Genomic DNA, 17,372 nt, shown 5'->3' with positions numbered 1-17,372 from the left:
CGCGGCCGGGATCCGTATCGCCGCAGCCCTCCAATGGATTTAGCAACACGCCCTAGGAGAAGGTGACGCCCGCGCAGTCCGGGCACAACGGCCCGGCGGGCTCGCGGCGGAACACCGCGGCTAGTTGGCCGCAGCAGTGGCAGTGCTCGTGTGTGAGCCGTACCGCGTCCACACAGGACAGGCAGACCGGGCCCTCCGGCCAATGTTGTTCGGCGCGGGCGGTGGTTCCGCATCGGGTGCAGGGGACCTGGGCGGCCAGGTAGCACGGCACGCACCTGGCCACACCGTCCGTAGCTGGCACGGACATCGACGGTCGTTGCCCGCAGTCGGTACACGGCGGACCGGGCCGCACCACTTCCCAGCACGCTTTGCACCACGGTCCATTATGGTCACGCGCGCACACCACCTTGTGGACGCCGCAGCCCGAGCACGGTTCGGCCAGCGTCTGGCGGCGGCAGCCGTCGCACCACGGTTCGCCGTCGGCGTCGCGGTAGGCCACCAACCTGGTCCGGCCGCAGTTGTGGCACGGCTGGCGTGGCCCAGCTTGCTGGGCGCAGGCCCGGCAAACCCCCGTGCTCAGAATCCCGACCTTGCGGGTCTTCCCGCAGCGCGGGCACAGCACCTCCGGCGCACGCCGGTTGTCGCACTTCTCGCACAGTGGCCCGTCCTCGATGAGCCGAGCCGCAGGCTTGTCCTCGCCGCAGTCGATGCACCGGCGCAGCGGCCGTTGATGCCCGCGCTGCCAACACCGCCGGCACACCGGCCGTTTCTCGTCGTCGCGGACGGTGACCGGCGCCGTCTGGCCGCATCGTGAGCAGGGCTCGGCCAGATGCGTCCGGCGGCATCGTTCGCACCACGCTCCTTCCTCGGTGTGGGCGGCGGCCAGCACGACCTTGCCGCACATCCAGCAGGGCTCGCGGGGAACGGTCTTGCGGTGGCAGGTGTAGCAGACCCGGCCCTGCGGGCTGTTCTTCGTGGCCTTCATCGTCCGCCCGCATACCGAGCAGGGCAGCGGGACGCGCCGCTCGCGCTGCCAACACCGCGAACACACCGGCTGCCCGTAGCGCCGCGCGGGCACCCGCCCCGACCGACCGCACAGCGAGCACGGTTCGGCCCGGCGCTTTCCGTTGCAGTTCTGGCACCACGCCCCCTCCGCCGTACGTCCAATCGGAACGGTCAGACGGCCACACCCGACACAGCTCTCCTTGTCCCGGCGGGCGTGGTAGCAGGTATGGCACAGCCCGCTAGCGACCAGAGATCGGTCGCATCCACAGCTGGCGCAGACACCTCGCCCTTTCCCCACGTGCGTGACCCGGTGTCCGGTCAGCTCTCGGCGTCGAAGAAGTCCGCGGACAACAACGGCATGTCCGGCACGGCCGGCCGCGGACCCCGGCGAGCCGGCTCCTCGGTGGCCGATTGCGGCTCGACCTCCACCGCCAGGTCCTCGAAGCGGCAGTCGAGGATCTTGCACAAGGCCAGGATCAACTCGATCGGCATCTTCGGCGGACGTTCGGTGCTGACGAGCCGGTAGATCGAGCTGCGGTCGAACTCGAAGCCGTACTTGCGCAACTCCGGGATCAGCTTCGTGGTGGTGTACCAGTTCTTGCGGACCGCCATCAGCTCACGCAGCCGCCACTCGTAGCGCGGCTGCCGGACCTGCACGTCGTCGTTCTGCTCGTCCGGTCCTTGCCGGGACACCGCGTTCATCGCACCCTCCTCCGGCGGCCAGCAGGCTCACCTGACGTGTGATCGCTGAAGTCGTCGTCCATCTCCGCCTCCGTCTCGGCCATCGCGAAGGCGCGTTGCAGCACGGCTTCCTCGGCACCGCGTCCAGGTGCTCGCGGACCTTTAGGTTCTTGAAGTCGCTGCTGACCGCCGTGTAGATCGCCGTGGTCGCCGCGTGGGAATGACCGACCTGGTCAGTGACGAACTGCCCGTCATAGCCGGACTCGATCAGCCTGGTCACGTACGTTCTCCTTCTTCCCGCACTCGGCGTGTGCGGTGGGGTTCGTGTGGCGATTGAGCAGGGACGGCCTTTGTGACTTTGTTCGCCGCGCCAGCGACGGCTCTCAGGCTGCGCGTGGCCTGGTGTCGTGTGCGCGCTTGTTGGTGTGGCTGCTGATGCGGAGTTCGAGCCGCACGGTTTGGTTGTGGCAGCGGTACAAGGCGCGTGGGTCGAGCCAGTCGGCGTCCCGGTTGTCGTCCGGCGCGAGGCCGACGGCGGTGGGTATGCCGAGATCGGCATCGGTGTCGGTGAACAACGTGCCGGCGCCGAGCGTGATCTCCTCGCCGACCGTCGGCGTGACGGGTGCCAGGGACCGCGCTATGTCGCCACAGTGCTCGGAGCGACGTGTCTCGACCACGATGGCGACGAGTCGTCCCGGTTGGCCGACGGGTGCGTTCTCGAACGAGACGTAGTCCTCGGCATCCGGACCGGTGAGCAGGAACACGGTGCCGTAGCGGTCGGACTGGCGTTCGAACCTCGGCCACCACAGTTGGCCCTGGCCGAGCTCGATCGTGGCTGTCTCCTCGGTGTGTCCCGCGGTTGCGGCTTGCTCGGCGGCGGTGATGATCTCGGCCATGGACAGGTCGTTGCGGAACCGGTGCCCGATCTCGGCTTCCAGCTCCGCGTACTCGGCGGCCAGTTCCGGGCGTAGTTGTGCGGCGCGAACCAGATCCGCGCGGCTGGCGAGCACACAGAGGGAGCACGACAGGCGGGTCATGCCCTGGTCGTAGGCCGGGTGGTACGGCACACCTGACGCATGGATGCGTTGCCATACCTGGGTTTCGGTCCAGTCGTGGATCGGAAGCCAGGTGTCGACAGTGCGCCGGCCGCTGCTGGCAGCCTCGCCACGACTCAGGCGAGCCTGCTGGCGCAGAGCAATACCGTTCCGCGTCGAGTTCTCACCTCTCGCGATCACTCATGGTGACTGTCGCTGCCGGGTGAAACTGACCCGGTCTGACCAACCGCTCGGGTCCAGGACGTGGGTAAGCGGGTCAGTGACCGAGGGGCGTGGTCAGGGATTGCGTGCCGAGGGGGGCTCGCCGCTGATGGCGCGCCAGGCCGCGTCGGAATCAACGGTGTCGGCGAGGTCGTGGTTGGTGAGTACGGCGAGCGCGTCGATGGCTGTCAGCCAGTCGCGGCTACGCCGGTGCACCTCGTCGCTGGGGTCGTATCGGTTCAGGACGACTAGCACCTCGTGTCCGGTGAGGGCTCGCGCGGCGAGGCGCACCTGGGACACAACTCCTAGGACAGGCTCGGTGACCAGTAGCACGAGGTCCGGTCTCACCCGCTGCGCCAGTGAGAGGGTGTCGCCGTCATGGGCGATTGGTGAGCACAGCCCGCCTGCGCCCTCGACGAAGCCGATGGCGACGTCTGAGGGCCAGTCGAGTTCGGCGACGAGGTCGTCGAGCAGGATCGGAGCCAGTTGTAGGGTGTCGGCGGCCATCGGTGGCGCGAGGGGTACCGGGTACCACCGGTGTGGCGGGCACACCGTGTCGGCGGGCGTGTCAGTTGCCTCGCCGAGCACGGCGGCGTCGGTCGCGGTATCACCGGGTGTGAACGACTGCGCCGGTTTGCGGGCCGCGACCTCGATGCCAAATGCTCGCAATCGTCGCGACAAGGCGGCGGTCACCCAGGTCTTGCCGACCTCGGTGCCGGTGCCGGTGACCAGGATGAGTCGGCTAGGTCGGGTCATGGAGCGCCCACCGGGTCAACCAGCCGAGATCTTGCCCAGTCTGCGCCAGGGCACCTGCCCTGATCAGTGTGGAGGTGTTGGATGTCCTCGTGGCCCATCATGATCCCTGTTGGCGCAGGGGCGCGGCCATGGCGTGGTAGCCGCCGTCGACGTGGAGGATCTCGCCGGTGATAGCGCGGGCGAGGTCGGAGAACAGGAAGCAGACGGCGTCGGCCACCGGGGTCGAGTCGGCTGGGTCCCACCGCAAGGGCGAACGGGTTGCCCAGGCGTCGAGCAGGGCTTCGAAGCCGGGGATGCCGGTGGCCGCCCGGGTATGGATCGGCCCGGCCGCGACGAGGTTGACCCGGATTCCGGCAGGCCCGAGGTCGCGTGCGAGGTACCGGTTGAGCGACTCCAGTCCGGCTTTGCAGACGCCCATCCAGTTGTAGACCGGCCACGCGGCGCTGGCGTCGAAGTCGAGCCCGACCAGGCTGGCGCCGGAGGGTGGGGCGAGCCGGTTCACCGCCGCGGCGAGCGCGGCGAGGGATACGGTGCTGGTCTGGAACGCCAGTCCGATCCCTTCGGGGCGGGCGTTGAGTAGGGGGCCTTCCAGGGCGTCGGCGGGTGCGAAGGCGATGGCGTGCAGGGCGCCGTCGAGTCTCTCCCACCGCTCAGCGATCGTTGCGGTGAGCCGGGCGGTGTCGTGGGAGGCAGTGGCGTCGAAGGGGATGACGTCGATGTCGCCGGTGAGCTGCGCTGCCGCCGCACGGGCCCGATCGAGATCGCGGGGGAGCCCGGTGAGCAGCACCTCGGCGCCGAGTTGTTGGGCGCGGCGGGCGACGGCGAAGGCGATGCTGTCGGTGGTGACGACCCCGGTCACCAGGATGTGCTTGCCGTCCAACACAGTGCGGCTCCTTCGCGGGGGTTGGTGTGTGCGGCCCGGCAGGCGTGGGTCGTGACCGCTTGGTGGACGTCGATGGCCCGGCGGATGCAGGGTCCGGTCGTGGCGGTGATTCCTTCGACAGGGCGGTCGGCGCTGGCGGCACCGCCGATGCGCCCCGCAGGCCGTGCCGCCGGCACGGCGATGGGAGAAAAGCCGGATCGCTCGCGTGACATGATGGTGTTTGCGTCGGGTGGGGCTGCTCATCGTGGGGTGGCGCCGACGAGCGCCCCCTGCGAGGCGCAGCCGACGAGGCGGCTGTACTTGGCTAGGAAGCCGTTGCCGGTCGGGGCAGGGGGTGGGTGCCAGCGGTGACGGCGTCGTTCGAGTTCGGCAGGGTTGACGTCGAGATCGATGGTGCGTGCCGGGATGTCGATCATGATCGGGTCGCCGTCGGCGACCAGCGCCAGCGGCCCGCCGGCAGCGGCCTCGGGGGCGACGTGGCCGACGCAGAGGCCGGTGGTGGCGCCGGAGAAGCGGCCGTCAGTGACCAGCGCCACCTGGTCACCCAGGCCGGTGCCGCGGACAGCGGCGGTGACGGCGAGCATCTCCGGCATTCCCGGTCCGCCGCGTGGGCCTTCGTACCGGATCACGATCACCTCGCCTGCGGTGAGGCGACCGCCTGAGACGTAGCCCATGGCGGCGTCTTCGTTGTCGAAGACCCGGGCTGTGCCGTGGAAGCGGTCGACGGTCAGGCCGGCCATCTTGACCACCGCGCCGCTGGGGGCGAGTGCCCCGCGGAGGATGGCCAGGCCGCCGTCGGGGCGGAGCGGGTCATCTGGCGTTCGGAGGACCGTACCGTCGGGTTTCGGGGCTGCGAGTTCGGCGAGGTTCTCGGCCAGGGTGGCTCCGGTCACGGTCAGGCAGTCGCCGTGGAGCAGTCCGGCGTCCAGCAGCGCGGCGAGCACTGCGGGCACGCCACCGACCTGGTGCAGGTCGGCCATGACGTGGCGCCCACCGGGACGGAGATCGGCGATGTGGGGGGTGTGTCGGCTGATCCGGTCGAAGTCGTCGAGGGTCAGGCGGACGCCGGCTTCGTGGGCGATGGCGGGTAGGTGCAGCGCGGCGTTGGTCGACCCGCCCAGGGCCATGACCACGGTGATGGCGTTCTCGAAGGCTTCGCGGGTGAGGATGTCGCGTGGGCGGATCCCGGCGCGCAGGGCGGCGACGGCGGCCGCTCCGGTGTCGTGGGCGATGCCGGGGCGTGTGGGGTCGATGGCGGGGGCGGATGCCGAGCCGGGCAGTGCGATACCGAGGGCTTCGGCTTCGGCGGCGATCGTGTTGGCGGTGTACATGCCGGCGCACGATCCGGCTCCTGGGCACGCGGCGCGCTCCAGCTCGTCGAGGTCGTCGGTGCTGAGCAGGCCGCTTGCCTGCGCGCCGACGGCCTCGAACACGTCCTGGATCGTCACCGGCCGACCCTGCCAGCTCCCGGGGAGGGAGGAGCCGCCGTACAAGAACGCCGTGGGTACGTTGAGGCGTGCGGCGGCCATGAGCATCCCGGGAAGGCTCTTGTCGCAGCCGGCGATGGTGACCATCGCGTCGAGTTGTTCGGCCTCCATGACACACTCGACCGAGTCTGCGATGAGGTCCCGGCTGGGAAGGGACGCGCGCATGCCGCGGTGCCCCATGGCGATCCCATCGGACATGGCGATGGTCGAGAACCGCATCGCCACCCCGCCCGCCTTCCTGACCCCGTCGGCCGTCGCGCCTGCCAGGCGGTCCAGGGCGATGTTGCAGGGTGTGAGGTCGTTGGCGGCCGCGGCCACACCGATCTGCGGCCGGGTGAAGTCCTCGTCGGCGAACCCGACTGCCCGCAGCATCGCCCGGGCCGGTGCTCGGGTGACGCCGTCGGTGACGATTCGGCTACGGTGACGCGGGTCCATGTCTTCTCCCGGCTTCGCTTGGTCAGCTCGGCCCTTCATTGGCCCTGGCCTCGGGTGAATGCGGGTTCGCCGTCGAAGGCGTAGAGTCCTTCGGTCTTGATCGGTTCGATGCCGTGCTCGACCATGCGGGCCTGGAGGGCGACGACCTCGGCGGCGGTGGTGGTCCCGCGCGGGTCGAGGAAGCGGCATCGCCAGTGGTCGGTGAGCAGGGTCTCGGGCGCGCCGCCTGGCCAGACCTTCTGTCCCCGGTTGGAGATCATGTCAAGGTGCAGGGGTGCGGCGAACGGACGAAGCTTGGCGGCGAGTTCGTCTGGGGTGGTGTCTGGGCTGTGGACGAACACGTCGACGCCGAGCTGGGTCTTGGCGGCAGCGGATCGGCCCGCGAGCTTGACGGTGATCGGCCTGTGCTGGGCGTAGTGCGTTGCCGGCAGCCGGGTGGGTTCTTGGCCGAGACGGTCGATGACCGATGCCGCGAACGCCGTGGTGCCGACCTTGGAGGTGCTGGTATCGGGCTCGTAGATGTCGTAGGTGTGGATGCCGTCTTCGATGGTCCGCAGCCAGGCGTTGTGGACTCGGCTCGCGACGTCGGCTTGTCCGATGTGGACCAGCATCTGTACCGCGGCCAGCAGCAGCCCTGAAGGATTCGCAACGTCTTGGCCGGCTCGCCGGGGGGCGGATCCGTGGATGGCTTCGAACATGGCGACTCGCTCGCCGATGTTCGCGCTTCCGGCGAGGCCGGCAGATCCGGCGATCTGGGCGGCGACGTCGGAGAGGATGTCGCCGTAGAGGTTCGGCAGGACGACGACGTCGAACGCCTCGGGGGTGTCGGCGAGCTTGGCCGCACCGATGTCGACGATCCAATGCTCTGCCTGGATATCGGGGTAGTCGGCGGCGACCTCGTCGAACACCCGGTGGAACAGGCCGTCGGTCATCTTCATGATGTTGTCCTTGGTGAACGCTGTCACCTTGGTTCGCCGATAGGCTGTGGCGTACTCGAAGGCGTAGCGAATTACCCGCTCGCATCCCTGCCGGGAGATGAGCTTGAGGCACTGCACGACCTCGTCGGTCTGGCGGTGCTCGATGCCGGCGTAGAGGTCCTCTTCGTTCTCCCGAACGATGACGACGTCCATGCCAGGGTGCTTGGTGGCGACGAACGGTGCGTAGGCGACGCATGGCCGGACGTTGGCATAGAGACCGAACGTCTTGCGCACGGTGACGTTGAGGCTCTTGAACCCTCCGCCTTGCGGGGTGGTGATGGGCGCCTTGAGGAACACACCCGTGCGGCGGATCGACTCGAGCGCCTCGGGAGTGACGCCGGCGGGGTTGCCAGCCTGATAGACCGACTCTCCGATGGTGATCGTGTCGATGTCAAGGGCCGCGCCTGCGGCGTTGAGCACCGAAAGGGTGGCTTCCATGATTTCCGGACCGATTCCGTCTCCGTGGGCGACGGTGATCGGTGCGGATGTGGAATGCGTGGTCATGCTGCTCCTGAGACCGAGGACGTGACGGGACGGGACGCTGGATGGGCTAGGGGCGAGTCGTGGCGGTGCCGCGTGCGAGCCGGCATCCGGCGCTGGTCGTGCCGCACGGTCCACTGATGCCCTGCTCTGGGTCATCGATGTACCAGTGGGTCGCGACCAGGCGCGGGTAGCGGCTGCCGAGTTCGGTCAGGGTGGCGTGGACGGTGTCGCGGGAGTCGGTGTGCGCGAAGACCGGAAAGAACGCTCCCGGCAGGCTCGCTGCGGGCGCCGCGCCTTGCACCAGGACATCGAGGATCAGGCGCCGTCGCTGGTGGGGGTTGTGTGCCTCGCGCAGGGCGGAACCGTCCAGCCAGCACAGCGACCACAGCCCGGACACCGAGGAGGAGGTCCGGATCCCCACCGGCACTGCTGGCGGGCGCCCTTCCGTGGGGTCCCCGACGGCGCATCCGCAGGTCTGCACATGCTCGCCGCACGGGAACAACGTGGGCAGGTCCGCGTCAAGCTCGCGGCGGATCCAAATCCCGAGCAGGGCGTCCCGCTGAGCTGGATCGCCGCCGTAGCGCCGGTGGTGGACCAGGTAGTCGCTCGCCTGCTCGACGGCGACCTCGGCGTGGTCCACACTTGAGATCAGTAGAAGCGCGCTCATCGGGTACCTCTCTTTCCAAGCGGCTCTGTTACGTGGGGAGTTAGGACAGGTCGTTCCGGGTGGGACGCCGCCATCGGGTGGTGTGGAGCGGTCACGGGAGCGCCTGCCGGGATGTCGGTGCTGGCGTGTCGGTGCTGGGGTGCCAGGGCTGCCACCCGGTGGGGGTGTAGCGGTGCCACGGGTCGTCGGGCTGTTCCCGTGCGGCGAGTCCAATCCAGTCGTGGCTGAACATGTGGTGCAGCATTGTGTGGCGGGCGATGAGGGTGTCCAGCCTGGGCAGGGGTGCCTGCACGATGGCGAGCAGGCGTTGCGGTTCATGTCGGGCGTGGTGGCCGTCGGTGAGGGACTGCCAGGGCAGGCCGGGCTGGAGGTCACTGGTGTGGCCGGTCATGACGCCCAGGCCCCCACCGGTGACGTTGTGCAGGGTTTTGCTGCCGGCGCCGAAGGACTGCGGGTCGACGGTGGCGAAGTAGTACTGGCTGTTGATCCAGTGTGCGACGACGAGCGGCGCGGTGAGGATTGTTTCCAGGACGGTGCCGGTCGGGTCGAGGTCGGGATCGTAGTCGTGGAGGAACACGCGGCTGTGCAGGTCGATGCCGCGGGTGAGGGCGCGGGGCGCGATGAGGAAGGCGGCGTTGTCGGCGAGACCCCATTCCGGGAAGACCTGGGCCCAGTCACGGGCCCGGGCGCGGGTGTGGCGCGCCGCGTGCCGCGGGCGGGGCCGGGTGGGTGCGCCCGGCAGGATGGCGCAGCGTTCGGCGGCCAGCCGGGTGCCGGCCGTGCGGAGGTCGGCGGTGAGCCTGTCAGCGTCGCGGCGGTGGGTGGCGGGCAGGAGGTGGGTGTCCAGCAGGCGTACGGTGTCGGTGGTGGTGTCGTGTTCGGCCGGGACGAACCAGGTGTCGTCGGGAACGGTGATGCCGCGGTCGGCCAGGTGAAGGCGGACCTGCGGATCGTTGAGCAGGGCGGCGGCCGTGCGGGCGTTGGGACCTCCGGGATGTCCCCCGCAGGCGCCGCAGTCCAGCGCGGCCTGGTAGGGGTTGTTGTCGGTGTGGGCGCGGTGCCCGCAGAACACGACCAGCCGCGCGAACCCGCGGGTCAGGCCCATCAACGTCAGGATGGTTTCGGCGGTCGCGGCACGCTCCTCGGGGGTGAGCGCCTCGGCGATGGAGATCTCGGTCTGCGGCTCGGGCGTGATGCGGCGGGCCCACCACGCGCCTGTGGCGCCGGCGGCACGGGGAGTGAAGGTCTTGGCCGCGGCCAGCGGCCCGGCCAGCCAGCCGGCGGCTTCGGCGAGGGCGAACGGCGCCAGCAGGTCGTCCTTGGCGGCGTGCAGGGAGTGCTCGGCGGCGGCGAGCACCCTGCGGCCGGCCAGTGACCGCTCGGCCGCGCGCCGCCGACCAGGGGCGGGGTGCTCGGTGAGGGTGTGGCGAGGCGTGATCGGGCCGGGACACTGGGTGCGAGCGGCACCCCCGGCGAGGTCGCGGTAGCGCATGGCGACGGCGAAGAAACCGGCGAAGCCCAGGGTCTGGTAGCTGCCGAGGACCTCCAGGTGGCGGCGCAGTCCTTCGGAGCGGGGATCGATGCAGCACACCACCTGCGCCCGCGGTGGGGCTTCGGGCAGTTCGGGCTGGGGCCGGCCGAGGATGCGCAGCAGCAGCCGGCTCCGGTAGTGGTCCTCGTAGGCGTCCAGCCAGACCAGCGCCCGCTGCTGGATCGGCAGCTGGTCGAGCAGCTCCACCAGCTCGCTCCGTTGGGCGGCATCGGTGTCGGTGACTTCCAGCGCTCCCAACAGGTGGTAGGCCCGGTCGTGCGGGTCGACGGTGGCCTGCCGGGTGTCGAACCGGCTCGCGGAGGCCCAGGACCACGCTGTGCCGGGAGCGTGGGAGCCGGCGAGCGCGGCGGCTTCGACGGCCAACCGCAACGCGAGGTAGTCGACGAGGTCGATGCCGCTGTCGGGCCGCTCGCCGCGCCACCGGACGTGGGCGGCGAAGCCGGGCAAGCAGGCCAGGTGGGCCTGCAGGTAGCGGGTCCGCTGGTCGTCCGGGACACCGAGCGCGGCCAGCGCGTCCAGGATGGTGTGCTCGGCGCGTTCGGGCAGGTGCCGCAGCCGCGCCCGCACCGGCCGCGGCAAGGTTCCGTCATGGGCGGCCAGCGCCCGCCACGCCGAGTAGAAGCCGCGGTCACGACCCGGCATCCGCCAGGTGGACTGGCCTTCGTCCAGGTAGGCCGCGCACCACTGGATCGTGTGGGTGTTGAGCAGGGCGGCCACCTCCGGGGCCAGTGCTTCGGCCGCGGTGCGTGCCTGACGGCGCGGCGGTGGACACGCGATGCCCTGGTGCAGATCGGCCACCAGCAGGTCGACCGGGTCGTAGGCGCGGTTGCCGAGAGTGAGCGGGCCCCGCTGTAGCGCCGTGGGGTGGCGGCGGGCCAGCGCGGCGCGCAGGTCGTCGTCGGTGATCCGGCCGCGCTGCCAGGCGGCACGTAGCCAGGTCTCGTCTGGGGTGACTCGTGCTCCGAGCAGATCCGCGGCGGTGGTGGCCGCGTCGGCGAACGGGCGGTCCAGCAGGCCGGACAACGGGTTGACCGCGATGAAGTCCGCCAATGGCCAGGTCGGAGCCAGGAATCCGGCCGCGTCGGCGATCTCGGCGCGCACTGCCGCCTGCTGTGTGGCGACGTCAGAGACGGCATCGGGGGCGAGGTTGGTGGCGGGGCCGGTGGTCATGAGTGTGAACCCTCCTGCGCGAGCACGACGCGACAAGTGGCGGAACGTGCGACCGTGGAGAACAGGGGAAGCCACGCGTGCGGGACAGCCGGTGACTCACCTGTCATGGCGGCGACCCGCTTGCGCGGGATGCCGTCGAGCGCGTGGGGGCGAGTCACGCCCGAGCTCCTTCCAGTTGGGGAACCGGCCGCGGACGCGGTGTCGGTACCAGCCATGGCGGGTGACCCCAGGCGGCGGTGTACGTGCGCTGCTGCCCGGCGGACAACGCCGCCACGTACAGCCGGTCGCGCCACCGGCCCAGACCGACCGCGGGTGCCAGGTGGAGCAGCAGCGCACCGGCCGCCAGCACCGCCACCACGGTCGCGAGAACCCAGGCCGAGACAGCGGCGGGCCCGCTTGCGGGCAGGCTCGGGGCCAGGAGCTCGGTGACCGCGCCCACCAGGGCCAGGTACCCGATCGCCACGCCCGGCAGCACGATCACCACCGTGACCAGCGCGCCGCCGGTCGGGTGACGACGCAGCCAGCCCCACGCCAGCCGCGCGGCGGTGGCCACGGCGAAGAGCGACAACGCGACGCCACCGGCATGAAGGGGTAGCAACCAGGCCGCCACCCCGACCGCCGCGACGGCGGCGACCCCGGCGAGGACAGCGACCTGCGCTGCGCGGGCAGGAGCCAACCGAGGCGCGGGAGGAGCCGCAGTGTGGCCAGCGTGCCGCTGCACGGCCGACCCCGAGCCGAGGAACAGGGTGGCTTTGAACAGCCCGTGCGCCACCAGGTGCACCACCGTCGCGGCGTAGAGGCCGAGCCCGCAGGTCATGAGCATGAACCCCATCTGCCCGATCGTGGAGTGCACCAGCGCCCCTTTGATGTCGGGGCGGGTCAGCATGATCGCGGTGGCGGCCACGACGCTGGCGGCTCCGATGGCGAACGCCAGGTGTGTCGCCACCGGCGCGGCACCGACGATCGGCGACAGCTTCACCAGCAGCACCCCGCCGGCGTTGACCACGCCGGCGTGCAGCAGAGCCGAAACCGGGGTCGGTGCCGCCAGGGTCGCCGGCAGCCATCGGTGCCAGGGCAGCTGCGCGCACCGCACGGCCGCGGCGACCACCAGCGAACAGGCCACCACCGTGCCCACCGCACCGCCGAGGGCCGCGTCGCCCTGGTGGCGCAGGTCGAGATCCCCCCAGACCGTGACCGCGAGGACAACCCCAGTCCACAACGCGGCGTCCCCGGCGACGACGGCACGGGTGGTGCGCCGTGCGGCATCGACGGCCGAGGGCGCCGGCCGATACATCCCCACCAGACGGCACAAGATCACCCCGGTCAGCGTCCACGCCACCGCCAGGGTGACGAGAGTCGCCGCGGTCACCATCACCGTGGTCGCGGCGGTCAGCGCCCCCGCCGCGACAGCGAAGCGGGCCGCGGCCGGATCGCCGTGCAGGTAGCGGCGGGCGAACGCCTGGACCACGGCGCTGACCGTGCACACCAGCAGCAGAACGATCGCCCCGACGTGGTCGACCACCAGCCCGGTCCAGGCTCGCCCGTCCGGGTTGGCCAGCACCATCGCCACCGGCCCGCCGACTACCACCGTCACGGCCAGCGTCCCCGCCAGCGCGGTGGCCACCAGCGCCGCACCCGCACCCAACGCGGGCGCCAAGCTCCGTAGCCGCCGGATCGACCCGGCCATGGCCGCAACAGCGGGAAGGGCCACCAAAACGAGCAGCGTCACCCCTGTCACGCCGTCGTACCTTCCTGACCCGCGCGCGCCGCCGCGCCGCGCGTCGCCGGGGCTCCGGCGAGGTCGGTGGCGCGCGGCTCAGCACCGGTGCCCGCAGCGGGCTCGGGCGGCGAACCGAGGTGTTCCAGGCAATGCGGAGGCAACGCACGCCCGTCGAAACCCCCGATCCGCACCCGGACGAACTCGTCGTGGACCACGCAGTACAGCGACCGCCCCCGTTCCAGCTCCCGGGCGATGTAGGCACCCACGCTCTGCGCGGCCCCCCGCCGCACGCCCGGCGGGCTGGTGTCGATCACCACGTCCGGCGGCGGCGAGGCCCACCGGTGCGCCCAGCGCCGCGCCACCTCATCGGCCGCGCGCTCGCCGGTCAGTACGCCCGCCATCTCGGCGTCGACCACCGCGCCCACCTCCCGCAGCAGGTTCTCCCACGGGAGCGCCATCTCCTCGTCGCCCATGACACCCACCTCCCAAGCACGCTACCAATGACCTGTGTTCTAATACGCGGTATGCATCATACGACATTGATGACGTGCTTTGGCAAGCGTGACATGCGTTACCCCCGACGAGGTACAGTTGCGGCCATGCAGGAGTGGACGTTCTTGACCAATCACGCCCACGTACTGCTGTGCGTGGTGCGGGATCCACAAGTTCGGTTGCGGGATGTGGCCGAGGTGGTGGGCATCACCGAGCGGGCGGCGCAGCGCATCGTGGCCGACCTCGTCGAGGCGGGCTACCTGGAACGCACCAGGGAGGGGCGGCGCAACCGGTACCGGTTGCATCCGGATTTGCCGCTGCGGCACCCGATGGACCGTGACACCGCCATCGGGCAGCTCGTGGCCCTGCTCACCGGCATCGACGCCCGATCCGGCAACCTCGTGTAATGCTCGCCGTGCACCCCTACGCGGGCGCACCGGTCGCGATGGCCACCCGACACGGCAAGCAGCGAGCCCTCGCTGCCGCCCTGGCGCGGATCCCCGGCATGCGGCTTGTGCTCGCCCACGATGTGGACACCGATCAGCTCGGCACCTTCACCGGTGAGATCCCCCGCGCCGGGTCGGCGGCCGAGACCGCGGTCCGCAAGGCGCGCCTCGCGATCGAGTCGACCGGCCTCGGACTCGCCGTGGCCAGCGAAGGCTCCTTCGGCCCGCACCCGGTCGCGCCAATGCTGAGCGCCGGCCAGGAGATCCTCGCCTTCCTCGACACGGTGCGGGACGTCTGCATCCTGGAGCGCCGAACCACACCGACGAACTTCAGCCACACCACGACCCGCCGCCTCGACGAGGAAACCGACGCCTACCTGGCGCGCGTCGGTTTCGGTGCCCACGCGGTCATCGTCCGTCCCCACAGCCCCGCCGACGTGCGGGCTCCAGGCCCCATCTGCAAGGGCATCCAGACCCGTGCCGACCTCGATGCGGCGATCAGCCGGTGCACCGCGCACTCCACCGATGGCCTGGCGCGACTGGAGACCGACATGCGCGCGCACGTCAACCCCACCCGCATGCGGGAGATCAGCGTGCTCGCCCACCAACTCGCCTCGCGTCTGGCCACCCTGTGCCCGGCCTGCGGCACCCCCGGATTCGGCCCGGTGGACCGCGAACCTGGTCTGCCCTGCGGCACGTGTGGCGAGCCCACCCGCCTGACCCTGGCAACGATCCACGGGTGTGCCCGCTGCCCGCACCGCGGCCGCCACCCTCGCGATGACGGCCAACGACGTGCCGATCCCACGTTCTGCGAATGCTGCAACCCGTAACCCCCGGACACCACCCCCGCAGACCCACCCGGCCGGCCCCAGCCACTGCACGTCCGAAGGAGCGTCACCACGATGATCCCCCTGACCGCCGCCGCGATCGCCGCGGCCACCGACGGTCACCTCGTCCCGGGGACCGACCCGTCGCTGCTGGTGACCGCACCCGCCAGCATCGACTCCCGCCAGGTCCACCCCGGCGGCGTGTTCGCCGCCCTCCCCGGCCGGCGCACCGACGGGCACTACCATGCATCAGCGGCCCTCGCCGCGGGAGCCGCCCTGGTGCTGGCCGCACGCCCGGTGCCCGCCCCTGCCGTCCAGGTCACCGACGTGACCCGCGCGCTCGGCGACCTGGCTCGCCACGTGGCAGACCGACTGCCGGCCACCGTGATCGGCATCACTGGGTCGAACGGCAAGACCACGACCAAAGATCTCGCCACCCAGGTCCTGGCACACCACGGCCCGGTCGCCGCCACAGACCGCTCCTTCAACAACGAGCTCGGTTTTCCCCTCACTGTCCTGCGCGCCACCCCCGACACCCGCTACCTCATCCTGGAAATGGGCGCCCGGGGCCGTGGACACCTCAGCTACCTGTGCGGCCTGGTCACCCCCCACGTCGGGGTCGTGCTCAACGTCGGCACCGCCCACCTCGGTCAATACCCCGACGGGCAAACCGGGATCGCCGCGGCCAAAAGCGAACTACTGACCGGGCTCCCCTCTGCAGACCACGGTGGGCTGGCCATCCTCAACGCCGACGATCCGCTCGTCGCCGCGATGGCCCCGCTCACCCCCGCCCGCACCCGCTGGTGGAGCCAGCGCCCCCACCCCAACGGCGTATACGCCCGAGATGTGCACGTCACGCCGCGCGGCCGGGAGTGCTTCACCCTGCACACTCCCGAGGGCACGGCACCCGTCACGCTCCGCCTGACCGGCCGGCACCACGTCGGCAACGCCCTCGCCGTCGCCGCCCTCGCCCTCGGCCTCGGCCTCGGCCTTGACCACCACACCATCGCCGATGCCCTGAGCGCCGCTGAACCCGCCAGCGGCGGGCGCATGCAAACCATCGTGCGGGGCGACGGGGTCACGCTCCTCCACGACGCCTACAACGCCAACCCCGACTCCATGGCCGCCGCGCTGACCACCCTGAGCACCATGTCCGCCCGCCGCCGGATCGCCGTCCTCGGCGAGATGGCCGACCTCGGCGACCACGCCGCTGGCGCCCACCACCACCTCGGCGTGCTCGCCGCACGCGCCGGCCTCGACGTCCTGATCACCATCGGCACCCGGACCGCGCCTCTGATCGCCGACGCGGCCGACACCGAGCACAGCACCCTCGACATCATCGCCGTTCCCGACAGCCAGGCCGCCCACGACGTGCTAAGTCGAATCCTTCGTCCCGACGATCTCGTCCTGATCAAAGCATCCCGCGCCGCCCACCTCGAACACCTCGTCGCCGCGCTCAGCAACCGCTGAGCAGCCCGGAGTCGCGGCCGTCTGGCTGCGCGACCCGGCCGCTCGGCGGAGCCGATCCGCGATCGCCAATCCGAGCCCGTCCGGGGTAGGAACCGAGGCCACCACGACCTCGCACTCATGCCGGTCGAAGTCACGGAGGAACTCGAAAAGCCGCCGCGCGTACTGCGCACCCGAGTCCGGCACCGCGATAACGCGCTGCCCGGCACACGCACCGGCACCGTCCGCGAACTCGGGCGGCAGCAGGACGCCGACGCGCCGGCCCTGCGCTGCCAGGTACTCGGCGTGGCCGATCACCTGGCCCGGCTCGACCAGGACAACCCGTGCCCTCGGCGCGTAGTGCGACGGATGCTGGCCCGGAACGCGTACGGCACTCCTCGCCCGCACCGGCACGGAGCAACCCAGTGCGCGCTCAAGATCCTCTCGTGTCACGCCGCCTGGGCGCAGTATCGCAGGTGCGCCGGTGAGGTCGACGATCGTGGACTCGACACCCACCGCACAGGGGCCGCCGTCCAGCACGTAGTCGACGTCGGCGCCCAACCCGTCGCCAACATGAGCAGCCGCCGTGGGACTGACCGAGCCGAAACGGTTGGCCGATGGCGCCGCCACACCGCCACCGAACGCCGTGAGCAGCGCGCGGGCGACCGGATGGTCGGGCACCCGCAGCGCGACCGTCTCCAGACCGCCGGTGACCGCGCGGGGAACACGGCGGCCCCGACGAAGAACCAGGGTCACCGGGCCAGGCCAGAAACGGTCAGCGACGCGGCGCGCCGCGTCGGGCACCTCCGCGACCCAGTCGGGGAGCTGACGCGCCCCGCTGAGGTGCACGATCAGCGGGTGCGTCGAGGGCCGCCCCTTCACGGCGAAGACACGCTCCACCGCGTCGACGTTCTCCGCGTCCGCGCCGAGCCCGTACACGGTCTCGGTCGGGAACGCGACCAGCCCACCCGCGCGCAGGGTGCCAGCAGCGCGTTCCACATCGAGTCCCACGCGCTCAGGCGCGATGCCTGGTTGATCCGACATCACCCGTTCACCCCTCACCACTGCAGTCTGACACACCACCGGCTC

14 protein-coding genes are annotated in these 17,372 nt (G+C 70.9%); 3 read left to right on the top strand and 11 right to left on the bottom strand.

All coding sequences use genetic code 11. The features are described 5' to 3' along the window. Window positions 1-1,323: 1,323 nt before the first annotated feature. The 10 genes from ABD976_RS28985 to ABD976_RS28935 all read right to left on the bottom strand — a co-directional run bounded on the left by ABD976_RS28985 (window position 1,324) and on the right by ABD976_RS28935 (window position 13,545). Complete coding sequence (locus tag ABD976_RS28985) at window positions 1,324-1,707, bottom strand: helix-turn-helix domain-containing protein (RefSeq protein ID WP_005456801.1); 384 nt, start codon at window positions 1,705-1,707, stop codon at window positions 1,324-1,326. A 362-nt stretch (window positions 1,708-2,069) separates the two neighbouring features. Then, the gene (locus ABD976_RS28975) at window positions 2,070-2,921 is read right to left on the bottom strand and encodes a phosphoadenosine phosphosulfate reductase domain-containing protein (RefSeq protein ID WP_083844754.1); all 852 of its coding nucleotides are present in this window, start codon (window positions 2,919-2,921) and stop codon (window positions 2,070-2,072) included. A 96-nt stretch (window positions 2,922-3,017) separates the two neighbouring features. Beyond that, window positions 3,018-3,698, bottom strand: coding sequence for an ATP-dependent dethiobiotin synthetase BioD (bioD, locus tag ABD976_RS28970; protein WP_005456800.1), 681 nt, complete (start codon window positions 3,696-3,698; stop codon window positions 3,018-3,020). Between the two features lie 97 nt (window positions 3,699-3,795). After that, complete coding sequence (fabI, locus tag ABD976_RS28965; RefSeq protein WP_005456799.1) at window positions 3,796-4,581, bottom strand: enoyl-ACP reductase FabI; 786 nt, start codon at window positions 4,579-4,581, stop codon at window positions 3,796-3,798. A 239-nt stretch (window positions 4,582-4,820) separates the two neighbouring features. After that, window positions 4,821-6,503: a dihydroxy-acid dehydratase gene (gene ilvD, locus ABD976_RS28960; RefSeq protein ID WP_005456798.1), complete on the bottom strand. Its 1,683-nt coding sequence runs from the start codon at window positions 6,501-6,503 to the stop codon at window positions 4,821-4,823. A 35-nt stretch (window positions 6,504-6,538) separates the two neighbouring features. Then, complete coding sequence (locus ABD976_RS28955; RefSeq protein WP_186361382.1) at window positions 6,539-7,984, bottom strand: NADP-dependent isocitrate dehydrogenase; 1,446 nt, start codon at window positions 7,982-7,984, stop codon at window positions 6,539-6,541. 46 nt (window positions 7,985-8,030) lie between these two features. Continuing rightward, window positions 8,031-8,603 carry a hypothetical protein gene (locus ABD976_RS28950; protein ID WP_075849321.1) on the bottom strand — a complete coding sequence of 191 codons (573 nt, stop codon included), beginning with the start codon at window positions 8,601-8,603 and terminating at the stop codon, window positions 8,031-8,033. Window positions 8,604-8,721: 118 nt separating this feature from the next. Further along, window positions 8,722-11,352 carry a DUF2309 domain-containing protein gene (locus ABD976_RS28945; protein ID WP_005456785.1) on the bottom strand — a complete coding sequence of 877 codons (2,631 nt, stop codon included), beginning with the start codon at window positions 11,350-11,352 and terminating at the stop codon, window positions 8,722-8,724. A gap of 154 nt (window positions 11,353-11,506) precedes the next feature. After that, window positions 11,507-13,009, bottom strand: a complete 1,503-nt coding sequence (locus ABD976_RS28940; protein ID WP_236808254.1) for a proton-conducting transporter transmembrane domain-containing protein — start codon at window positions 13,007-13,009, stop codon at window positions 11,507-11,509. A gap of 77 nt (window positions 13,010-13,086) precedes the next feature. Then, window positions 13,087-13,545 carry a hypothetical protein gene (locus ABD976_RS28935; RefSeq protein ID WP_005456782.1) on the bottom strand — a complete coding sequence of 153 codons (459 nt, stop codon included), beginning with the start codon at window positions 13,543-13,545 and terminating at the stop codon, window positions 13,087-13,089. 126 nt (window positions 13,546-13,671) lie between these two features. Here ABD976_RS28935 and ABD976_RS28930 point away from each other — a divergent pair, with 126 nt between their 5' ends. From ABD976_RS28930 to ABD976_RS28920, 3 genes are all read left to right on the top strand, one after another. Continuing rightward, entirely contained in the window at window positions 13,672-13,971 is a 300-nt protein-coding gene (locus ABD976_RS28930) for a helix-turn-helix transcriptional regulator (protein WP_005456781.1), read from the top strand. After that, complete coding sequence (locus tag ABD976_RS28925) at window positions 13,971-14,840, top strand: DUF6671 family protein (RefSeq protein WP_005456780.1); 870 nt, start codon at window positions 13,971-13,973, stop codon at window positions 14,838-14,840. The genes ABD976_RS28930 and ABD976_RS28925 overlap by 1 nt, the downstream gene beginning before the upstream one ends. 150 nt (window positions 14,841-14,990) lie before the next feature. Beyond that, window positions 14,991-16,307 carry a UDP-N-acetylmuramoyl-tripeptide--D-alanyl-D-alanine ligase gene (locus ABD976_RS28920; protein WP_345368244.1) on the top strand — a complete coding sequence of 439 codons (1,317 nt, stop codon included), beginning with the start codon at window positions 14,991-14,993 and terminating at the stop codon, window positions 16,305-16,307. Here ABD976_RS28920 and ABD976_RS28915 read toward each other — a convergent pair. Continuing rightward, window positions 16,212-17,345 carry an L-threonylcarbamoyladenylate synthase gene (locus tag ABD976_RS28915; protein WP_345368243.1) on the bottom strand — a complete coding sequence of 378 codons (1,134 nt, stop codon included), beginning with the start codon at window positions 17,343-17,345 and terminating at the stop codon, window positions 16,212-16,214. The genes ABD976_RS28920 and ABD976_RS28915 overlap by 96 nt on opposite strands. Window positions 17,346-17,372: the final 27 nt, after the last annotated feature.

Origin of the sequence: Saccharopolyspora cebuensis (assembly GCF_039542665.1) — a bacterium.
Lineage (GTDB): Bacteria > Actinomycetota > Actinomycetes > Mycobacteriales > Pseudonocardiaceae > Saccharopolyspora > Saccharopolyspora cebuensis.
This window is presented reverse-complemented; position numbering and strand designations above follow the sequence as displayed.